General features: G+C 66.5%; 14 protein-coding genes. 6 read left to right on the top strand and 8 right to left on the bottom strand.

The features are described from left to right. Window positions 1-344 precede the first annotated feature (344 nt). Window positions 345-1,583: an SfnB family sulfur acquisition oxidoreductase gene (locus tag BTE28158_RS02330; RefSeq protein ID WP_151050067.1), complete on the bottom strand. Its 1,239-nt coding sequence runs from the start codon at window positions 1,581-1,583 to the stop codon at window positions 345-347. 294 nt (window positions 1,584-1,877) lie between these two features. On the opposite strand from BTE28158_RS02330, the gene BTE28158_RS02335 reads away from it, so the two are divergent. Together BTE28158_RS02335 and BTE28158_RS02340 are read left to right on the top strand one after the other, a co-directional pair. Then, on the top strand, window positions 1,878-3,149 hold the full coding sequence (locus BTE28158_RS02335; protein ID WP_151050065.1) for an acyl-CoA dehydrogenase family protein: 1,272 nt from the start codon (window positions 1,878-1,880) through the stop codon (window positions 3,147-3,149). Further along, the gene (locus tag BTE28158_RS02340; RefSeq protein WP_151050064.1) at window positions 3,146-4,546 is read left to right on the top strand and encodes an LLM class flavin-dependent oxidoreductase; all 1,401 of its coding nucleotides are present in this window, start codon (window positions 3,146-3,148) and stop codon (window positions 4,544-4,546) included. Before BTE28158_RS02335 ends, BTE28158_RS02340 begins: the two co-directional genes overlap by 4 nt. 96 nt (window positions 4,547-4,642) lie before the next feature. Here BTE28158_RS02340 and BTE28158_RS02345 read toward each other — a convergent pair whose 3' ends face one another. Continuing rightward, a complete protein-coding gene (locus BTE28158_RS02345; RefSeq protein ID WP_151050062.1) occupies window positions 4,643-5,857 on the bottom strand; it encodes an FAD-dependent monooxygenase in 1,215 nt (404 codons plus the stop codon). Window positions 5,858-6,041: 184 nt separating this feature from the next. Between BTE28158_RS02345 and BTE28158_RS02350 the strand changes: the two genes are divergently transcribed. After that, entirely contained in the window at window positions 6,042-6,986 is a 945-nt protein-coding gene (locus BTE28158_RS02350; RefSeq protein WP_124904093.1) for a LysR family transcriptional regulator, read from the top strand. Between the two features lie 115 nt (window positions 6,987-7,101). After that, a complete protein-coding gene (locus tag BTE28158_RS02355) occupies window positions 7,102-7,860 on the top strand; it encodes an SDR family oxidoreductase (protein WP_059607135.1) in 759 nt (252 codons plus the stop codon). An 18-nt stretch (window positions 7,861-7,878) separates the two neighbouring features. On the opposite strand, the gene BTE28158_RS02360 is transcribed toward BTE28158_RS02355, so the two are convergent. The 5 genes from BTE28158_RS02360 to BTE28158_RS02380 form a co-directional block, all read right to left on the bottom strand. Then, window positions 7,879-8,211, bottom strand: a complete 333-nt coding sequence (locus tag BTE28158_RS02360) for a cupin domain-containing protein (protein WP_124623124.1) — start codon at window positions 8,209-8,211, stop codon at window positions 7,879-7,881. Window positions 8,212-8,317: 106 nt separating this feature from the next. Beyond that, entirely contained in the window at window positions 8,318-9,745 is a 1,428-nt protein-coding gene (locus tag BTE28158_RS02365) for an MFS transporter (RefSeq protein ID WP_151050060.1), read from the bottom strand. A 233-nt stretch (window positions 9,746-9,978) separates the two neighbouring features. After that, window positions 9,979-11,457 carry a sensor domain-containing diguanylate cyclase gene (locus BTE28158_RS02370; protein ID WP_151050058.1) on the bottom strand — a complete coding sequence of 493 codons (1,479 nt, stop codon included), beginning with the start codon at window positions 11,455-11,457 and terminating at the stop codon, window positions 9,979-9,981. A gap of 142 nt (window positions 11,458-11,599) precedes the next feature. Further along, entirely contained in the window at window positions 11,600-12,694 is a 1,095-nt protein-coding gene (locus BTE28158_RS02375; RefSeq protein WP_151050056.1) for a potassium channel family protein, read from the bottom strand. Between the two features lie 60 nt (window positions 12,695-12,754). Beyond that, window positions 12,755-14,089: an NAD(P)/FAD-dependent oxidoreductase gene (locus tag BTE28158_RS02380; RefSeq protein ID WP_059607124.1), complete on the bottom strand. Its 1,335-nt coding sequence runs from the start codon at window positions 14,087-14,089 to the stop codon at window positions 12,755-12,757. Between the two features lie 240 nt (window positions 14,090-14,329). On the opposite strand from BTE28158_RS02380, the gene BTE28158_RS02385 reads away from it, so the two are divergent. Continuing rightward, window positions 14,330-14,977, top strand: coding sequence for a hypothetical protein (locus BTE28158_RS02385; RefSeq protein ID WP_059607122.1), 648 nt, complete (start codon window positions 14,330-14,332; stop codon window positions 14,975-14,977). A gap of 214 nt (window positions 14,978-15,191) precedes the next feature. On the opposite strand, the gene BTE28158_RS02390 is transcribed toward BTE28158_RS02385, so the two are convergent. Then, complete coding sequence (locus BTE28158_RS02390) at window positions 15,192-15,401, bottom strand: hypothetical protein (protein ID WP_059464641.1); 210 nt, start codon at window positions 15,399-15,401, stop codon at window positions 15,192-15,194. Between the two features lie 532 nt (window positions 15,402-15,933). Here BTE28158_RS02390 and BTE28158_RS02395 point away from each other — a divergent pair. Next, window positions 15,934-16,788 carry a helix-turn-helix domain-containing protein gene (locus BTE28158_RS02395; protein ID WP_059607120.1) on the top strand — a complete coding sequence of 285 codons (855 nt, stop codon included), beginning with the start codon at window positions 15,934-15,936 and terminating at the stop codon, window positions 16,786-16,788. Window positions 16,789-16,801: the final 13 nt, after the last annotated feature.

A 16,801-nucleotide genomic window follows, 5' to 3' on the forward strand; every position in this document is an offset into this window, starting at 1 on the left:
AGAAATCGCTCGCGTGGTTTGGCCGCACTATATCATCTTCTGTATCGATACACTAAATCGATACAGAATCACCATTCGGATAATAATCGGCGGATGCCGGATCAGCGTCGCGGGATTCCGGAAGACGGTCGAACGCCGCGCGGGCGCGGCCGCGCCGATCGGCGTGCCGGGTGAGCCGGCACCGTTTTCAGTGCAGCGGGACGAAAGAACGGCTCGCATGCCGCGCAGGACAAAGTCCGGGCGGCATGCGGCTCAGCGATGCGACGGAACGTTCGCCCGGGAGACGGCACATGCTGCGCAGCATGGCTGGCGCGCGCGACATTTCGGCTCGCGAAAGCGTCGGTTCAATTCCACGCGTGACGCGCCGGCCGCACCCCGTTCAGGTAGTAGTTGCCGACGAGGTGATACTTCCACCGCACCGGATCGTGCAGCGTGTGCGTGCGCGCATTGCGCCAGTGCCGGTCGAGATTGTGCTCGGCGAGCGTCGACTGCGTGCCGGCCAGCTCGAACAGCTTCTCGCCCGCGAGCAGCGCGATCTCGGTCGTGAGCACCTTCGCCTCACCGACCGCGACCGACGCACGCGCGACATCGTCGTCGGTCACCGTGCCGCGCGCGCCGATCTCGTCGAGCGTGCGCGCCGCGCGTTCGAGCAGCGCTTCCGCAGCATGCAGCTGGATATGCAGACGGCCGATCTCGCGGACGATCAACGGATCGTCGACCGCGCGCTCGACGCCGCTGTCGACCCAGGGCCGCGTGCGCGTGCGCACGAACGTCTCGGTATCGGCGATCGCGGCCCTCGCGATGCCGGCATCGATCGCCGCCTGGATGATCTGCGACAGCGGGCCGTTGAGCGTCGGTTCGTCCGATACGCGCTGCGCGTTCAGCACATGCGAAGCCGGCACGCGCACGCTGTCGAGCACCACCGTGCCGCTTGCGGTCGTGCGCTGTCCGAAGCCCGACCAGTCATCGATCACGGTCAGCCCGGGCGTCGGCTGCGGGACGTACCCGAGCCACGCCTGCCGCGCATCGTCGAGGCCGAGCACCGGCACGTAGTGCGCGAACAGTGCGCCGGTCGAGTAGAACTTCGTGCCGTCGACGAGATAGTCGTCGCCGTCGCGCCGCACGCGCGTCTTCAGGTCGAGCACATGCTTCGTGCCCTTCTCCGAGAAAGCGTTGCCGAAACGCTTGCCGCTGAGAATTTCGGCGAAGAAATGGCGCTTCTGCGCGTCGGTGCCGGTCAGCGCGATCACGTCGACCAGCCCGAAGTGGTTCTGCGGCAACTGCCCGAGCGACGGATCGGCCGCAGAAACGATCTTGATCACCTCGGTGAGCGTCACGTGCGATACACCCGCCCCGCCGTACGCCTTCGGCACCGTGATCGCCCACAGCCCCGACTGCGAGAACCATTCGATCTCGTCGCGCGGCAACCGGCGCTCGCGATCGCGTTCTGCTGCCCCTTCGGCCAGCCGCTGCGCAAGTGCATGCGCGACCGCGATCGCCTGCGCGTCGTCGGCGATTACGCGGGCAACCTGCGGTCCTGCGTCGGCCGGGCGCGCCTGAATCGTCGCACTCGTATCTGACATCGAGCTCTCCTGTCGAATGACGAAAGCACTCAATCTAGCAGCGTCACGCAAGCCGGCAAACCGAGCGATTCTCGTATCGATATTCCTTCGGATAACAAACTACATTGCACAGAACGACGTCCGCCTCCGCGCTTCGGCATCGCAATCGATGCCCGAGCGTCGACGCCTTCCGTCGTTGATCCGCGTAATGCGCTGCGACGATAACGATCTGCGAATCCGTTATTGGAATGCGCGCGGCGTGCTTCCTATACTGGCATCCCGATGCAAACGGCCCCGCCCTTCGAGGAACACCGCATGACTTCGTCGCACGCAGATACCGATCTTTCCACCGGCACCGACTACGACGCACTCGCGAGCCGGTTTCGCCCCCTCTTCGAGCGCATCGCCGCCGGCACCGCCGAGCGCGAACGCCGCCGCGAACTGCCGCACGAAGCGATCGGCTGGCTCAAGGCCGCCGGCTTCGGCGCGATACGGCTGCCGGTGCGCGACGGCGGTGCCGGCGCATCGCTGCCGCAGCTGTTCCGGCTGCTGACCGAACTCGCCGCCGCCGATTCCAATCTGTCGCAGGCGTTGCGCGGGCACTTCGCGTTCGTCGAGGACTGGCTGAACGCGCCGCCCGGGCCGCTGCGCACGACGTGGTTCGACCGCTTCGCGAGCGGCCAGCTCGTCGGCAACGCATGGTCGGAAGCCGGCGACGTTCCGCTTGGCCAGACGATCACCAAGGTGTCGGAGCAGAACGGCCGGTTCGTGCTGAACGGCCGCAAGTTCTACAGCACCGGCAGTTTGTTCGCGGACTGGATCGACGTATTCGCGCAGCGCGCGCACGACGGCAGCGACGTGATCGTCGCGGTCGCCACCGCGCAGCCCGGCGTGATCCGCGACGACGACTGGGACGGCTTCGGCCAGACGACGACCGGCAGCGGCACGACACGCTTCGAGAATGCGGCGGTCGACGCCGACAACGTGATCGATTTCGCACGCCGCTTCAAATACCAGACCGCGTTCTACCAGCTGTTCCATGTCGCCACGCTGGCCGGCATCGGCCATGCGATCGTGCGCGACGCGGGCGAACTCGTGCGCAACCGCTCGCGCGTATACAGCCACGGCAACGCAGCGCGCGCCGGCGACGATGCGCAACTTCAGCAGGTGATCGGCGAAATCGCGTCGTGGGCCTATGCGGCCGATGCGCTCGCGCTGCGCGCCGCACAGCCGCTGCAGCAGGCGTACGTCGCACGCTTCGGTGGCGACGATGAGGCTGAACGTGCCGCGAACGTCGCGGCCGAAATCGAATCCGCGCAAAGCCAGCTCGTCGTGTCGGAACTCGTGCTGCGCGCGGCGACACGCCTGTTCGACGCGCTCGGCGCCTCCGCGACGCGCAGTACGACCGCGCTCGATCGTCACTGGCGCAACGCGCGCACGGTGTCGTCGCACAATCCGCTCGTCTACAAGGCGCGGATCGTCGGCGACTGGGTCATCAACGGACGCACGCCGCCGTTCGTCTGGCGCGTCGGCAATGGTGCAGGTGCAGATGCAGGTGCCGCCGTGGAATCGGGAGCCGCACGATGAGCAAGACCATTCGCTTCAACGCGTTCGAGATGAATTGCGTCGGCCATCAGTCGCCCGGCCTGTGGGCGCATCCGCGCGATCGTTCGTGGCAGTACAAGGATCTCGACTACTGGACCGATCTCGCGCGCGTGCTCGAGCGCGGGATCTTCGACGCGATCTTCATCGCGGACGTGATCGGCTATTACGACGTCTACCAGGGCAGCAACTATCACGCGCTGCATCAGGCCGCGCAGATTCCGGTCAACGATCCGCTGCAGCTCGCCGCGCCGATCGCGATGGCGACCGAGCATCTCGGCATCGGCATCACCGCGTCGACGACGTTCGAGCATCCGTACACGTTCGCGCGCCGGCTGTCGACCGCCGACCATCACACGAAGGGCCGGCTCGCGTGGAATATCGTCACGTCGTATCTGGAAAGCGGCGCGAAGAACGTCGGCGACAACGGGCTGCGCACGCACGACGACCGCTATGCGGTCGCGGCCGAATACGTCGAGGTGCTGTACAAGCTGTTCGAAGGCAGCTGGGAAGACGGCGCGGTCGTGCGCGATCGCGACGGCCGCGTGTTCACGCATCCGGAGAAGGTGCACGAGATTGGCCACAAGGGGCGCTTCTTCGACGTGCCCGGTTATCACCTGTGCGAACCGTCGCCGCAGCGCACGCCGGTGCTGTTCCAGGCCGGCGCGTCCGGCCCCGGCAAGGCGTTCGCCGCGCAACACGCCGAATGCGTGTTCGTCGCCGCGCCGACGCGCCCTCAACTCGCGCGCTATGTCGCCGACGTGCGTGCGCAAGCCGCGGCCGCGGGTCGCGACCCGCACGACGTGCTGATCTACAACCTCGTCACCGTGATCGTCGACGAGACCGACGAGAAGGCACAGGCGAAATTCGACGAGTACCGCCGCTATGTTTCGTACGACGGCTCGCTCGTGTTCATGTCCGGCTGGACCGGCATCGATTTCGGCCAGTACGCGCCGACCGATCCCGTCCGGCGCGTCGAGACGAATGCGATCGTGTCGGCCGTCGAGCATCTGGCCGGCGGCGATACCGCATGGACGATCGAGGAACTGGCGGCTTGGGGCGGCATCGGCGGGATGGGGCCCGTATTCGTCGGTTCCGCGCGGACCGTCGCCGACATCCTGCAGGAATGGGTCGCCGCGACCGACGTCGACGGCTTCAATCTCGCGTATGCCGTTGCGCACGAAACCTTCGAGGACATCGTGCGCTACCTGGTGCCGGAGTTGCAGCGGCGCGGTGTCTATCCGACCGAATACGCGCCGGGCACGCTGCGCGAGAAGCTGTTCGGCGGGTCGGCGCGGCTGCCGGACGCGCATCCGGCCGCGCGGTTTCGCGACATCGAACAGGTCAAGCGCGATGCGGAACTGGTGGCCGACTACGCGTGACGGCTGCGCGGCCGGACCGCATTCCCGACGGACGACCGCGTAACCGCCGCACCGGTCGCCCGGCGCACTGCCGCCGCTCGCGCCGCGCCTGTCAGGTCAAAGCCACGTCCCGCCTTGCCGCTCGCTCGGCTCGTCGGCGAGTGCGTCGAAATCGTGAATCCAGTCCAGGTGATGCAGCACGCTGTCGCGCGCGCCGAGCCGCGCATTGCGCGCCTGCGCGGCCAGCCCGTCGGGCAGATGCAGCACGTCGGCCGCGGAAATCGACGCGTATTGCACCTTGCGCGTGCGGCCGCGCCGCAGCCGCTCGTAAGCCTCCTGCGCCTCGCGCCAGTTGCCCGGCCCCGCCTTCGCCAGTTGCGCGGCCAGCACCATCGCGTCCTCGATCGACTGATTCGCGCCCTGCCCGTGATGCGGCACCAGCGCATGCGCGGCATCGCCGATCAGCGTCACGCGCCCGCGGCTCCAGCGGCCGAGCGGCGGCCGGTGGAACAGCCCCCAGCGCTGGCTGATCGGCACCGCGGTGATCATCTGCACCACCGCCGGATGCCAGTCCCCGAACAGGCGCAGTTGCTCGCCCTCCTCCGCCGGCATGACCCAGTCGCGCGACGGCCACGGCGACGGATGACGCTCGACCAGCAGGAAGTTCTGGTCGCCGTTGTCGCCGATCGGATAGTGCAGCAGATGACCGTGCGGCCCGACCCAGAACTGAATGGTCTCGGGATCGGGCAGCAGGTCCATCCGCTCGGCCGGCACCACGCCGCGAAAACCCGAGCAACCCGAATACAGCACGTCGTCGTAGCCGAGCATCCAGCGCCGCGTGATCGAACGCGCGCCGTCCGCACCGATCACGAGATCGGCGTCGACACGTTCGCCGTTGGCGAAGGTCAGCGTGATGCGTTCCGGATGCTGCGCGAGATCGACGAGCCGATGGCCGAGATGAATCTGCTCGACCCCGACCGCCTTCGACAGAATCGCCTGCAGGTCCGCGCGGTGCACGCCCCAGTACGAGCCGCCGAATTGCCGTCGATAGTCGGGCTCCCCGCGATGATGGCCGATCACCGCGCCGCTGCGTCCGTCGCGATAGACGAGGCCCGGGATCTCCGCGCACACCGCGTCGAAAGCCGGGCGCAATCCCATCCGTTCATAGAAACGCGTCGCGTTGGCCGACAGCGCGACGGCCGCCCCCACCTCGCGCAGCACGTCGGTCTGCTCGTACAGCTGCGCGTCGATGCCCTGTTCGCGCAATGCAAGCGCCAGCGTCAGGCCGCCGATGCCGGCACCGACGATCGCGATCCTCAGTTTCGTCTGCATGATGAACGTGTCTCCAATATTCAAGTAATGCGTGGTCGAGGCGCGCGGCGCGCGTGACCTGCCCGGCGCGCCTGTCGAATGCTTGCGCCGTGTCGGTATTTTCAGCAGCGTCTCGTCATCCCACAATAAAATGCCGGGAATCCGCTTCATCACTGAACGGAATGACCGGAGGCCACGCCGAACCATGGAACTGAGCGAGATCGACCTCAATCTGTTGCTGCTGTTTCAGCGGCTGATGCAGGAACGGCGCGTGTCGAGCGTCGCCGAGCAGATGAACATGAGCCAGCCGGGCGTCAGCAACGCGCTCGCGAAGCTGCGCCGCCGGCTCGGCGATCCGCTGTTCGTGCGCGGCCCGGGCGGCGTGGTCCCGACGCCGTTCGCGCTGCGCCTGGCCGAACCGGTTGCGCACGCGCTGTCGACGCTGCATGCCGCGCTCAACCCCGAGACCGGGTTCGATCCGCTGCGCGCGTCGCGTACGATGACGATCGGGATGACCGATATCGGCGAAGTCGTGTTTCTGCCCGCGCTGCTCGAACACCTGTCGCGCGCAGCGCCGGGCATCGCGCTCAATACGGTGCGCAACACGAGCGTCAACCTTCGCGACGAGATGGCCGACGGCCGCGTCGATCTCGCGATCGGGCTGTTGCCGCAACTTCAGGGCGGGTTCTATCAGCGCCGGCTGTTCGATCAGCGCTACGTGTGCCTGTTCCGGCGCGGGCATCCGCTCGAAGACGCGCCGCTGACGGTCGACGCGTGGCGCGACGCCGAGCATCTGGTCGTGGTGTCGGCGGGCACCGGTCACGGGCAGGTGGACGAATGGCTGAAGCGGCGCCGCGTGAAACGCCGCGTGCGGCTGACGGTGCCGCATTTCATGAGCGTCGGCTACATCCTGCAGCGCACCGACCTGATCGCGACCGTGCCGGAACATCTTGCACTGCAGCTCGCGGCGCCGTTTTCGCTGGGCTGGCGCGCGTTGCCGGTCACGCTGCCAGGTGCGCCGATTCACATGCTGTGGCATGCGCGCGTGAATCAGGACGAAGGCAACCGCTGGTTGCGGGAGGTCGTGGTCAGCCTGTTCGCGGAAACCGGAACGCGCGCACGGAAGGCCCCGCCGGCGCGCAGGAAATAGTCGCGCGCGTCGCGAAATTAGGCGTGCGCGGTAGCATGTCGCTTCGACCGGCGCACGGCGAGTGCATCGCGCGGCCGCCGCCGCTTTCCTCACCCAACCCGCAGGGAATCAAGCCATGTCTGTTTCGAAGAAGATCGCCGTCGTCACGGGCGCCGGATCCGGCATCGGTCGCGCGGCGGCAATCGCACTCGCGAACGCAGGATATACCGTCGCGCTGATCGGACGCAAGGAAGCATCGCTGCGTGAGACGAAAGAGGCCATCGTCGCCGCCCACGGCGACGCACACGCGTTTCCGGCCGACGTCACCGACGAAGCATCGGTCGAACACGCGTTCGCGCAGATCGCGCGGCAGTTCGGGCGGCTGGACGTCCTCTTCAACAATGCCGGCCGCAACGCGCCGGCCGTTCCGCTCGACGAATACGCGTTCGACGTATGGAACGACGTCGTCGCGACGAACCTGACGGGCGTCTTTCTGTGCGCGCGGGCCGCGTGGCGCGTGATGAAGGCGCAAACGCCGCAGGGTGGCCGGATCATCAACAACGGCTCGATCTCCGCCTATACGCCGCGCCCGAACACGATCGCGTATACGGCCACCAAGCACGCGGTGGCCGGCATCACCAAGTCGCTCGCGCTCGACGGCCGCGCGTACAACATCGCGTGCGGTCAGATCGACATCGGCAACGCGGCGACGTCGCTGACGGATCGCATGACGGAAGGCGTGCTGCAGGCCGATGGACGCATGGCGCCCGAGGCGCGGATGGACGTCACGCATGTCGCGAACGCGGTCGTGCAAATGGCGAATCTTCCGCTGGATACGAACATCCTGAACATGACGATCATGGCGACCACGATGCCGTTCGTGGGGCGCGGGTAACGCGGCGCCCCGCGCGTTTCAGCGATCGTGATAGATCGCGAGCCAGACGCTCGGCTCGTCGGGATGCGTCCACGCGACGCGATGCCGGCAATGCGGTTCGATCAGCACGTAGTCGCCGGGGCGCATGTCGTGCAGCGTCGCGTCCGCTTCGAACTCGAGCACCGCGGCGCCCGACAGCAGCACCACCCATTCGGCGCGCGAATCGTCATACCAGAACCCGTCGGGGCTCGTATGCCCCAGTGACACGATCCGCTCGACGTTCAGGCGCGCGCCGGCGACGAGCACATCGACCCGCTCGTCGTTGCCGCGCGTTGCTTCGACATTGAACAGGTTGCCGGTTTGAAGTTGCATGGTTCGACCTCGGGTCGGCCTTCGGCGGAAGGCGGATGACGCCAACTGTAGCGCGAAGGCCGGCGTTGCGGCGAACTTGTTTTGCGGATCCCGGCAAGGCCCGCCTTCACGCCGCCGCCTCGTCGTCGATATCGCGCGCCGTCGGTTCATGGCGCACGATCAACAGGAACACGATCGGCGTGGCCGCGCTGACTGCGACGACCCAGAACATGTCCGTGCCGAGACGGGCCTGCAGGATCGGCAGCACGAACAGCGCGAGCGCCTGGCCGATTCCGCACAGCGAGCGCCCGAAGCCGACCCCCGTGCCGCGGATCGCCGCCGGATAGGACAGCGTGGGATAGATCATCATCTGCGCACCCGGCCCGAAGCCCTCGGCGAACAGCCAGGTGCCGAGCATCAGCAGCACGAGGCCGACCGCGAGTGCGCCATGCGGATGCCCCGCCAGCGCGAGCGCGACGAGTGCGACGAACTGCAGCGCGAAACCGGCGATCGCGACGTGGCGCGACGGATATCGATACGCAAGGCGCATGCCGAGCAAGCCGCCGGTAAACGCGAACAGCACATTCAGCGCAAGCGACGCCGCGATCGTCTCGAACACGCCCGCGCCGAGAAACTGCGACAGGATCGACGGCAGGAAGAACGCGATCGCCGTGTATTCAAACGGAATGCACAGGTTCATCACGCTGGCGACGATCGTTCGTCCGAGATACGGACGCTGGAACAGCACGCGAATCCGCACGGGCGGCTGGCTCGGCGCACGCGGCACATCGTCCGCTTCATGGGCGTGAATGCCGAACGACTCGCGAAGAATGCGCGCGGCATTGGCCAGATCGCCCTGGTTCGCGGCCCACAACGGCGATTCGTTCATGAAGCGATTCCGGACCAGGATGATGACGAGCGCGGGCACCGCGCCGAAGATCAGCGACGCGCGCCACAGCCATCCCGCATGCTCGGCCGGCAGGAGGAAATACATGCCGAAGATCAGCAGGAAACACACCGACGACGCGACGTACCACATCGGGCACCATGCGGCGAGCCGCGACGCCTTGTTGCCGCGGCCGCTGAACTTCGAGAATTCCGCGAGAAACGCCATCGCGACGGGCAGGTCGATGCCGACCCCGAGCCCCATCACGAAGCGCGCGCCGATCAGCACCCAGACGTTCGGCGCGAGCCCGGCCGCGATCGCCGCGATCACGAAGAACAGCATGTCGGCCATGAACACCTGGTAGCGGCCGATCTTGTCGGTCAGCCATCCGCCGATCAGGCTGCCGAAGATCGTGCCGATCATGATCGCCGAGCCGACCAGCCCGGTCAGCGCGGGCGTCAGGCCGAATTCGCGCGAGACGTCGTCGATGCCGTAAGACAGCGTCGTCAGATCGTACGCATCGAGAAACACGCCGCCGAGCGCGAGCAGCACGATCATCCGTGCGTGGCCGACGGAGCTGTCCGTCGAATTGATCAGGCGCGCCACATCGCTCGCCGAGCGAATGGGCGCGGAAACCGGCGTGACAGCGTTCAGGTCGATCGAACTCATCGCATTCCCTTGTTCGCCGCATGGCCGGCGAAGTCTACGTGGAGACAGGAACCCGACACGTGCACACGCGGTCACCATCACAGGACAAGTGGATGCTGGAGCGCCGGCACACATGCATTCGGGTTCCGGAAGCGATGATTCTGTTCTCGCGATCCGGCATTCCCAACCGATATAAATCGATAAATTATTCGGTGTACGTCATAACGTCTTGCAGCCGCATGTCGTGACTCGCGTCACGCCGGCGGCTGAAAGGCGGCAACCTTGTTCCGGCCGGTCGCCTTTGCGTAGTACAACGCCTCGTCGGCTGCCTTGATCACGGCGTCGGCCTCGGCATCGTGCTCGGGCGTCCAGCTCGCCAGGCCGATACTGGCCGTGACATGCCCGTATTCGCTGCCGGCGTGCTCGAGCGGCAGCTCGTCGATCGCCGCGCGAATCCGCTCGGCAATCTGGGCGGCGCCCGGCTCGGATGTATCGGGCAGCAGCACGACGAATTCCTCTCCGCCATAGCGGGCCGCGGTATCGGCCGGCCGTCGGATGTTCTCGCCGATGCAGCGCGCGACCGCGGCCAGCGCGTCGTCGCCCGCCTGATGGCCGTAGGTATCGTTATAGGCCTTGAAGCGATCGACATCGACGAACAGCAACGAGAAAACCGATCGTGCGCGCCGCGCGCGACGCCATTCGCGATCCAGCACTTCCGCGAAGCTGCGGCGATTGTTCAGGCCGGTGAGACCATCGGTGCGGGCGAGCAGCACGAGTTCCGACTCGGCGCGCATCCGGTGCCGGAGTTGCGTGCCGAGCATGAAGGACACCGCAATGAACGCGGCGCCGAACGTCGCCACCAGCGCGCCGATCGTCACGGCACGGTGCCGCCATGCCGCATAGATATCCTGCTCCGCTTCCGCGACCATGACGATCAGCGGCAGCTTCGGCAGGTGCCTGAAGTAGTAGAGGCGACGCACGCCGTCGAGCGACGCGGTTTCGGAGAACACGCCCTCACGCGCGGCCTGGAACCGCTTGAACGTCGCGGCCTGGCTGATGTCGCGACCGACGGTGTGGACGTCGTACGGCTGACGCATCACCATCACGCCGTCGTTGCCGATCAGCGAGATCGATCCATGTTGCCCGAGCGACAGGCCGGCAAACAGGTGATGGAAATACTCGAGGTTGACCGCGATGAGCACGATGCCGGCAAACGAGCCGTCGGGGTTCGAGATCCGCCGCGTGAGCCCGATGCTGAGCGAGCCGCCGCGCAGGCGGGACGGGAACGGGTCGCTGACATAGAGCCCTGCATCCGGATTGTCGCGGTGGACGGTGAAGTACTTGCGATCGGCGAAATTGCCGCGGCGCGGCACGTCGCTGGCGGAATCGAGGACGATGTTGCCGCCGGCGTCGAGCACCAGCATCGAACCGAGAAACTGTGCCGTCATCGCGTTATCGAACAGCACCGCGCGCCGCAAGGTCGCCGGTGCAGCCATCACGTCGTGACGTTGAAGCCCGGCGATGACCGCCTGCAGCGACAGGTCGTAGAGTTCGAAATTGCGTTCGATGTCGCGCTCGGCGATCAGGCCCAGATTGCGGGAAGTTTCGCTCGCCCGCTCGAGCGCGTCGTTGCGGCTCTGGAACAACTGCAGCACGCACAGACCCATGAGCGCGCAGGCAATCACGACACCGATCACGACGATCGTCTGGGGCGCCGCCGACCTGAATTGCATGTGTCTCCTCGATGATCACGCTCGTGCGCGGCGCACGACGCGATTACGTCATACTAAATAACGCGCGGTGGCTTATCAAGCGGGGATGCACAGGTCACGGCGCGGCAGTGGCTGCCATGCCGGGTTATTGCCCAACCGGCCCTCACATGTCCGGGTCCGGAATCCTAGCCGACTGGATCACGACCAGCGTATCGCCCGCCTCGATCCGGCACGGCGGATCCTCGTAGAACGAATGGATCTTCCCGCAGCGATCGAGCCCGACGACGATCGCGCCCGGCACGACGTTCGTCATGCAGCCGATTTCGTGCGGCAACGCCTCGCGCTCCAGCAGCGTCGCCCGCCCGCGCGTCGACAGCATGTCGTTCACGAACGGTACGATATAGCGGCTGTGCACCGCGTCCGCGAGCAGCAGCGCGCCGATCTTCGTCGACGACACGATCACGTCCGCGCCCGCCTGCCGCAGTTGCCGCTGATACAGGTTCTCCTGGATCCGCACGACGATCTTCGTCTCCGGCGCGATGCTGCGCACCGACAGCGTCAGCAGGATCGCGGTCGGGTCGTCGGTCACCGAGATGATCACGGCCTTCGCCGCGCGCACCTGCGCCTGCTGCAGCAGATCCTCGTGCGCGGGATCGCCAAGCAGCCCGGTCACGCCGAGCGACGTCGCGGCCTCGAGCGCCTGCTGCTGCGCGTCGATCACGATGATCGTCGACGGATCGACGCCGCTTTCGAGCAGCTCGCGCACGGCGATCGACCCCGACAGGCCGTAGCCACATACGACGATATGATCGGACAGCTGCTTCTGCAGGCGTTTCATGCGAAATTCCTCGATGACGCGCTGGATCACGAACTGATATGCCGTGCCCAGGAAGATGAACCAGATGCCGATGCGGATCGGCACGATGAAGAACGCATCGATCAGACGCGCGCGCGCGGTGACCGGCACGATGTCGCCGTAGCCGACCGTCGCGACCGTGACCATCGTGAAGTACACGAGGTCCGCGACGTTCATCGGCGTGCTCTTGGTCGAATCGCGCAGGCCGTCGCGATCGAGATACAGCACGAGAAACGCGAGCACGCACAGCACCACGACCGCGCCGAGACGGAACAGCAGCGTGCGCCGCGGCGACGTCGCCGGACGCGTGAACAGCGTGCGCGCACGCGGCGCCCGCCATGGATCGCGGGTACGACGCAGGCGTGAGCGCAACGAGCGGCGCTTGTCGGAGGGCGTTGCCAACGGGGAATCTCCTGAAGATTGCGGGCTCGATTCTACGACGGGAACACGCGCGCACGTCCGCTACAGCATGCTGCGCGGCCGCACCATCGTCCCGTCGGCGAAACGCCGTGCACGGAACGCCGACAGGTCGAGCGACGGCTCGCCCGTATCGACCCATTCGGCCAGCAGCCGTCCGACGATCGGCCCCATCGCGAAGCCGTGCCCGCAGAAGCCGGTCGCGATCGCGAGCCCGGACGGCGTGCCAGGCGCGTCGATCACCGGAATTCCGTCGGGCACCACGTCGATCAGGCCGGCCCAGGCCTCGACGATCTGCGCGTCCTTCAGCGCGGGAAAGATCGCCTTCAGCTTCGCGAGCGCGCGCGGCGCATGCGCGCGATTCGGCTGCGGCTGCGGATCGCGCGGCTCGATCGCGCCGCCGCCACCGCCGATGCGCGCGCGGACATCCCGCCACGCCGCCGCATTCAGATGCAGCCGGAACTTCTCGCGCTGCGACCAGAACTCCGGCCAGAACAGGCTCAAGCCGCGCAGGTGGCCGAGCGTCAGGTCGACGTCGACCTGCATGTCGTCGGCGAGATTGATCGCACCGTTCCTGCGTTGCCGAATGCCGAGGCCGTGCCCCCAGATCGTCGAAGCGGACACGTCGGGCAGCACGTTGGTGCGCATGCAGGTGCCGCGCACGGCCTGCTGCGGCAGCCGGATGCCGACGCCGTCGAGCAGCCGGAAGCTGGTCGCGCCGGCCGCGCAGATCACGCGTCGCGTGCGGATCGTGCCGCGCTCGGTCACGACGCCGACGACCGCGCCGCCGGCGGTCTCGATCGCCGTTACGCCGCACCCTTCGAAGAAACGCGCGCCGGCTTCGGTCGCGCGCGCCGCGAACGCGGCGGCCACACGGCGCGGCTCGGCCTGCCCGTCGGTCGCCGTATACAACCCGCCGAGCGTGCGCGCTTGCGCCGACAGGCCGGTCACGCGCGCGTCGATTTCCGCGCGTGTCAGCGTGCGCGTGTCGAGCCCGTGTTCGCGTGCGACCGCGAGCCACGCCTGGAACGATGCCCAGTCGTCTTCGTTGTCCGCCATATAGAGGCAACCGCCCTGCCGCCATTCGAGATCGAAGCCGAGCGCCTGCTCGAGCCCTTCCCAGATCCGCATGCCGGCCATCATCAGCGGCACTTCGGCGGACTCGCGGCCCTGCTGCCGCACGAAGCCCCAAGCGCGCGTCGATTGCTGGCCGGCGATGCGCGACTTGTCGAGCACGACGGCCTTCAGGCCGCGCAGGCCGAGGTAATAGGCGGCCGCGCAGCCCATGATGCCGGCGCCGGCGATCACGATGTCGGCTTCGGCCGGAAACGCCGTGTCGGCGTGCGTCAATGTGTCATGCAGCGGATAGGTTGTCGTCATTGTTCTCTGTTGGCGTTGATACGTCCGGCGCATCCATCGACGTTCGCGATGGCATGCACCGGATCATGCGGTCGGGTTCCGGACGGGGCTGGCGAACGTGCGGGACGCGCGATGAACGGACCGGCCGCAGCCCCGCTGCCGGTCGTTTTCCGCTCATCGGCCGTCCCCATTTTTTCGCCTTGACGGCGCTATGTTACCGCGCGATAAACTGTACATCCATACAGTATCGCTGCAGTAAAAATGATCCTCCCCCCATTCGATCCCCCGAAGCTGAACGACCTCACCGAATGGTGGACGAAGTGCACCTACGCAGACGTACAGCGCCTGATACTCGAAGTGCAGCACCTCCGCCTGACGCTGTGGGAACTGAAAGCGCACGTCGCGGATGCGTCGCGCCGGATCCGCGTGCTCGATCCGGCCATGCTCGCGCATGGCTCCGCGCTGCGGCGGCTCGGCTACCTGCTCGACAAGGAGATCGAACGCGCGAATCCGATCGGCCGCACGCGTGACGTGTATGCGCCGTTTTCGGATGAGTGGCGCGCCCGCGAAGCGCTGCGCTGTGCATTGCGTGCGCGGCCCGAGCCCGCGGAAGCCGGCACGCTCCCGCACGCGATTCCGGAATTTCAGCGCGTCACCTGGGCAGAGCTTCGCGATCGCTGGCGCCACCTGAGCGACAAGCAATCGAGCCGGCAGAACATCGAGCAACGCATGGTGCTCGAGATCGCACGCCAGCGATCCGTGATCCTCGCGCGCGCGAGGAAACTCGTCGATGCCGCGATAGCCGAAGCGGCGGCGGAAGGCACGCAGCTGTTCGCGCTCGATCAACTCAAGCGGTTGCTGTCGGTCGAGCGCGAGGACGGCGAACCGTTCACGTACATGCCGGCGTAGGTCGATCGCATTCGGCCGCCGTCGATCGATGGCCGCGATGGCGCGCGCGTCGATCCATCGGTTCGCACTTCTCAAGAGATGGACACTGGAGGATCGCCGTGTAACCGGCGATCCTGCGGTGCTTCGCCAATGCCATCCACGCCGGGCATTCGGAACGTGCGTCGTGTTTTTCGCGTTGAATGAGCGTACCCGTCCTGCACGGCCGAACGACGCGCTACGCGTAGCGGCTCAGCCATTCTTCGGAGAACTTCTTCGCATAGGCGACGGCATCCGCTTCGGTATCGAATTCGCCCAGCTTGCGGAATGCCGCCTCGCGGCTGAAACCCAGCTTCGTGACCTCGACCTGGGCGGCGTACTTGCCGTCCTCCGTCACGCGCGGTTCGCAGTTCATCTCGTACCCGCGCATCACAAATTTCTTCTGCATCGCTTCAACACTATTTTGAGACCGCGAAATCGTAGCACGGGCCCCCGCCGCATTCACGCCCTCCCCCGAAACGGGGCAGCATCGGTTTTTTAGAGTAAACCGTCAAACAATCCGCGTATAAGACGCGATTCCGTCAAGCCCGGCGCACGACGTCCTGTAAAAATTTGTCGCCGTCAGAGTGACATGATGCCGCGGTTCCCGGTCATGAATTCGCCCTACTCTGGTGCAATTCTTCGGCAGCGCGACGCAATTACGCGCGGCCAGACAAGGAATCCTGTCCAGGCCCCTCGCGATCCGTGCCTGAAGGTTGCGAGCGGGGCAGCGGCGCGCGGCACACGCCGCCGGATCGCGCGTAACGTCGTGACACACCTTTCACAGAAACGCACCTTTTGCGACATTGAATGACAGTCGTTTTGCGGTAAAGTTATCTTTTCCGCGCGTGGCCGGTCGGCTCGCCCCTGGACGTCGTCAAGACTGTCCGCCGAGACTGCCGCAAGGCGTCGTTCTGAACGTCACGATCCGTTCCCGTAGCATGACCACTGAAGCAATCACCACGGATTCCCTCGCGGTTGCCGAGCGCGTGCGCGAGCTAATGACTCGCAACGGCATCGGCAAGCGCCAGCAAACCACCGAGCTGTGCCGCATCCTCGACCTGAGCTTTTCGCAGGGTCACCGCAAACTGCGCGGCAGCAGCCCATGGACGCTCGCGCAGATCAAGAAAGTCGCCGAAGCGTACGGCGAGCCCGCCGCTCAACTGTTCGGCGCGCAGACGCTCGACCCCGGCATGGTCGGCGCCTATTCGCAGGAAGCCGTCCTGTACGCCGGTGTCGCCGAAATTCCGTGTACCGCCTGGATCGGCGCGCCGCTCGAAGCCGGCGCGCGCCCCGAGTTCGTCGCGTACGAACAGAACGGCCGCTGGCGCGTGCTGCGCCACACGGGCGTGCTGTACCAGAACGCGTACGACGTGCACAAGATCGAGATCTATCCGCGCCGCGCGGAGAGCGACAAGCTCGTCGTCGCGGTGATCGATCCCGATCGCGTCAGCGCGACCGAGCTGTGCCGCTATCTCGAGCGGCAGGGTTTCGCGACGGCCGCATTCGACGGGCTCGCGCCGTTCGTCGACGCGCTGCAGGGCCAGGCGTTCGACGCGGTCGTCACCGAATGGCTGTTCGACGACGGCACGGCCGCCACCGCGATCAAGGCAGTGCGCACGTCCGACAATCCGGGCGCGCCCATCTTCGTGCTGACGGGCGACCTGCTCACGGGCCGCGCGAGCGAAGCGGACATCAGCGAAGTGATCCGCGCATTCGACGTCGTCTGCTACGAAAAGCCCGCACGCATGGCGATCCTCAGCGCCGATCTCGCGAAGCGGCTCGCACGCGGGTAATTCCCGCACGCAC

It is taken from the genome of Burkholderia diffusa, assembly GCF_902499115.1.
Taxonomy (GTDB): Bacteria; Pseudomonadota; Gammaproteobacteria; order Burkholderiales; family Burkholderiaceae; genus Burkholderia; species Burkholderia diffusa.

Excerpts from the sequence above, each read along its gene's own strand:
- BTE28158_RS02380 (WP_059607124.1), bottom strand. The coding sequence starts at position 14,089 with ATGACGACAACCTATCCGCTGCATGACACATTGACGCACGCCGACACG.
- BTE28158_RS02350 (WP_124904093.1), top strand. The coding sequence starts at position 6,042 with ATGGAACTGAGCGAGATCGACCTCAATCTGTTGCTGCTGTTTCAGCGG.
- BTE28158_RS02330 (WP_151050067.1), bottom strand. The coding sequence starts at position 1,583 with ATGTCAGATACGAGTGCGACGATTCAGGCGCGCCCGGCCGACGCAGGA.
- BTE28158_RS02340 (WP_151050064.1), top strand. The coding sequence starts at position 3,146 with ATGAGCAAGACCATTCGCTTCAACGCGTTCGAGATGAATTGCGTCGGC.
- BTE28158_RS02345 (WP_151050062.1), bottom strand. The coding sequence starts at position 5,857 with ATGCAGACGAAACTGAGGATCGCGATCGTCGGTGCCGGCATCGGCGGC.
- BTE28158_RS02385 (WP_059607122.1), top strand. The coding sequence starts at position 14,330 with ATGATCCTCCCCCCATTCGATCCCCCGAAGCTGAACGACCTCACCGAA.
- BTE28158_RS02370 (WP_151050058.1), bottom strand. The coding sequence starts at position 11,457 with ATGCAATTCAGGTCGGCGGCGCCCCAGACGATCGTCGTGATCGGTGTC.
- BTE28158_RS02390 (WP_059464641.1), bottom strand. The coding sequence starts at position 15,401 with ATGCAGAAGAAATTTGTGATGCGCGGGTACGAGATGAACTGCGAACCG.
- BTE28158_RS02395 (WP_059607120.1), top strand. The coding sequence starts at position 15,934 with ATGACCACTGAAGCAATCACCACGGATTCCCTCGCGGTTGCCGAGCGC.
- BTE28158_RS02360 (WP_124623124.1), bottom strand. The coding sequence starts at position 8,211 with ATGCAACTTCAAACCGGCAACCTGTTCAATGTCGAAGCAACGCGCGGC.
- BTE28158_RS02335 (WP_151050065.1), top strand. The coding sequence starts at position 1,878 with ATGACTTCGTCGCACGCAGATACCGATCTTTCCACCGGCACCGACTAC.
- BTE28158_RS02355 (WP_059607135.1), top strand. The coding sequence starts at position 7,102 with ATGTCTGTTTCGAAGAAGATCGCCGTCGTCACGGGCGCCGGATCCGGC.
- BTE28158_RS02365 (WP_151050060.1), bottom strand. The coding sequence starts at position 9,745 with ATGAGTTCGATCGACCTGAACGCTGTCACGCCGGTTTCCGCGCCCATT.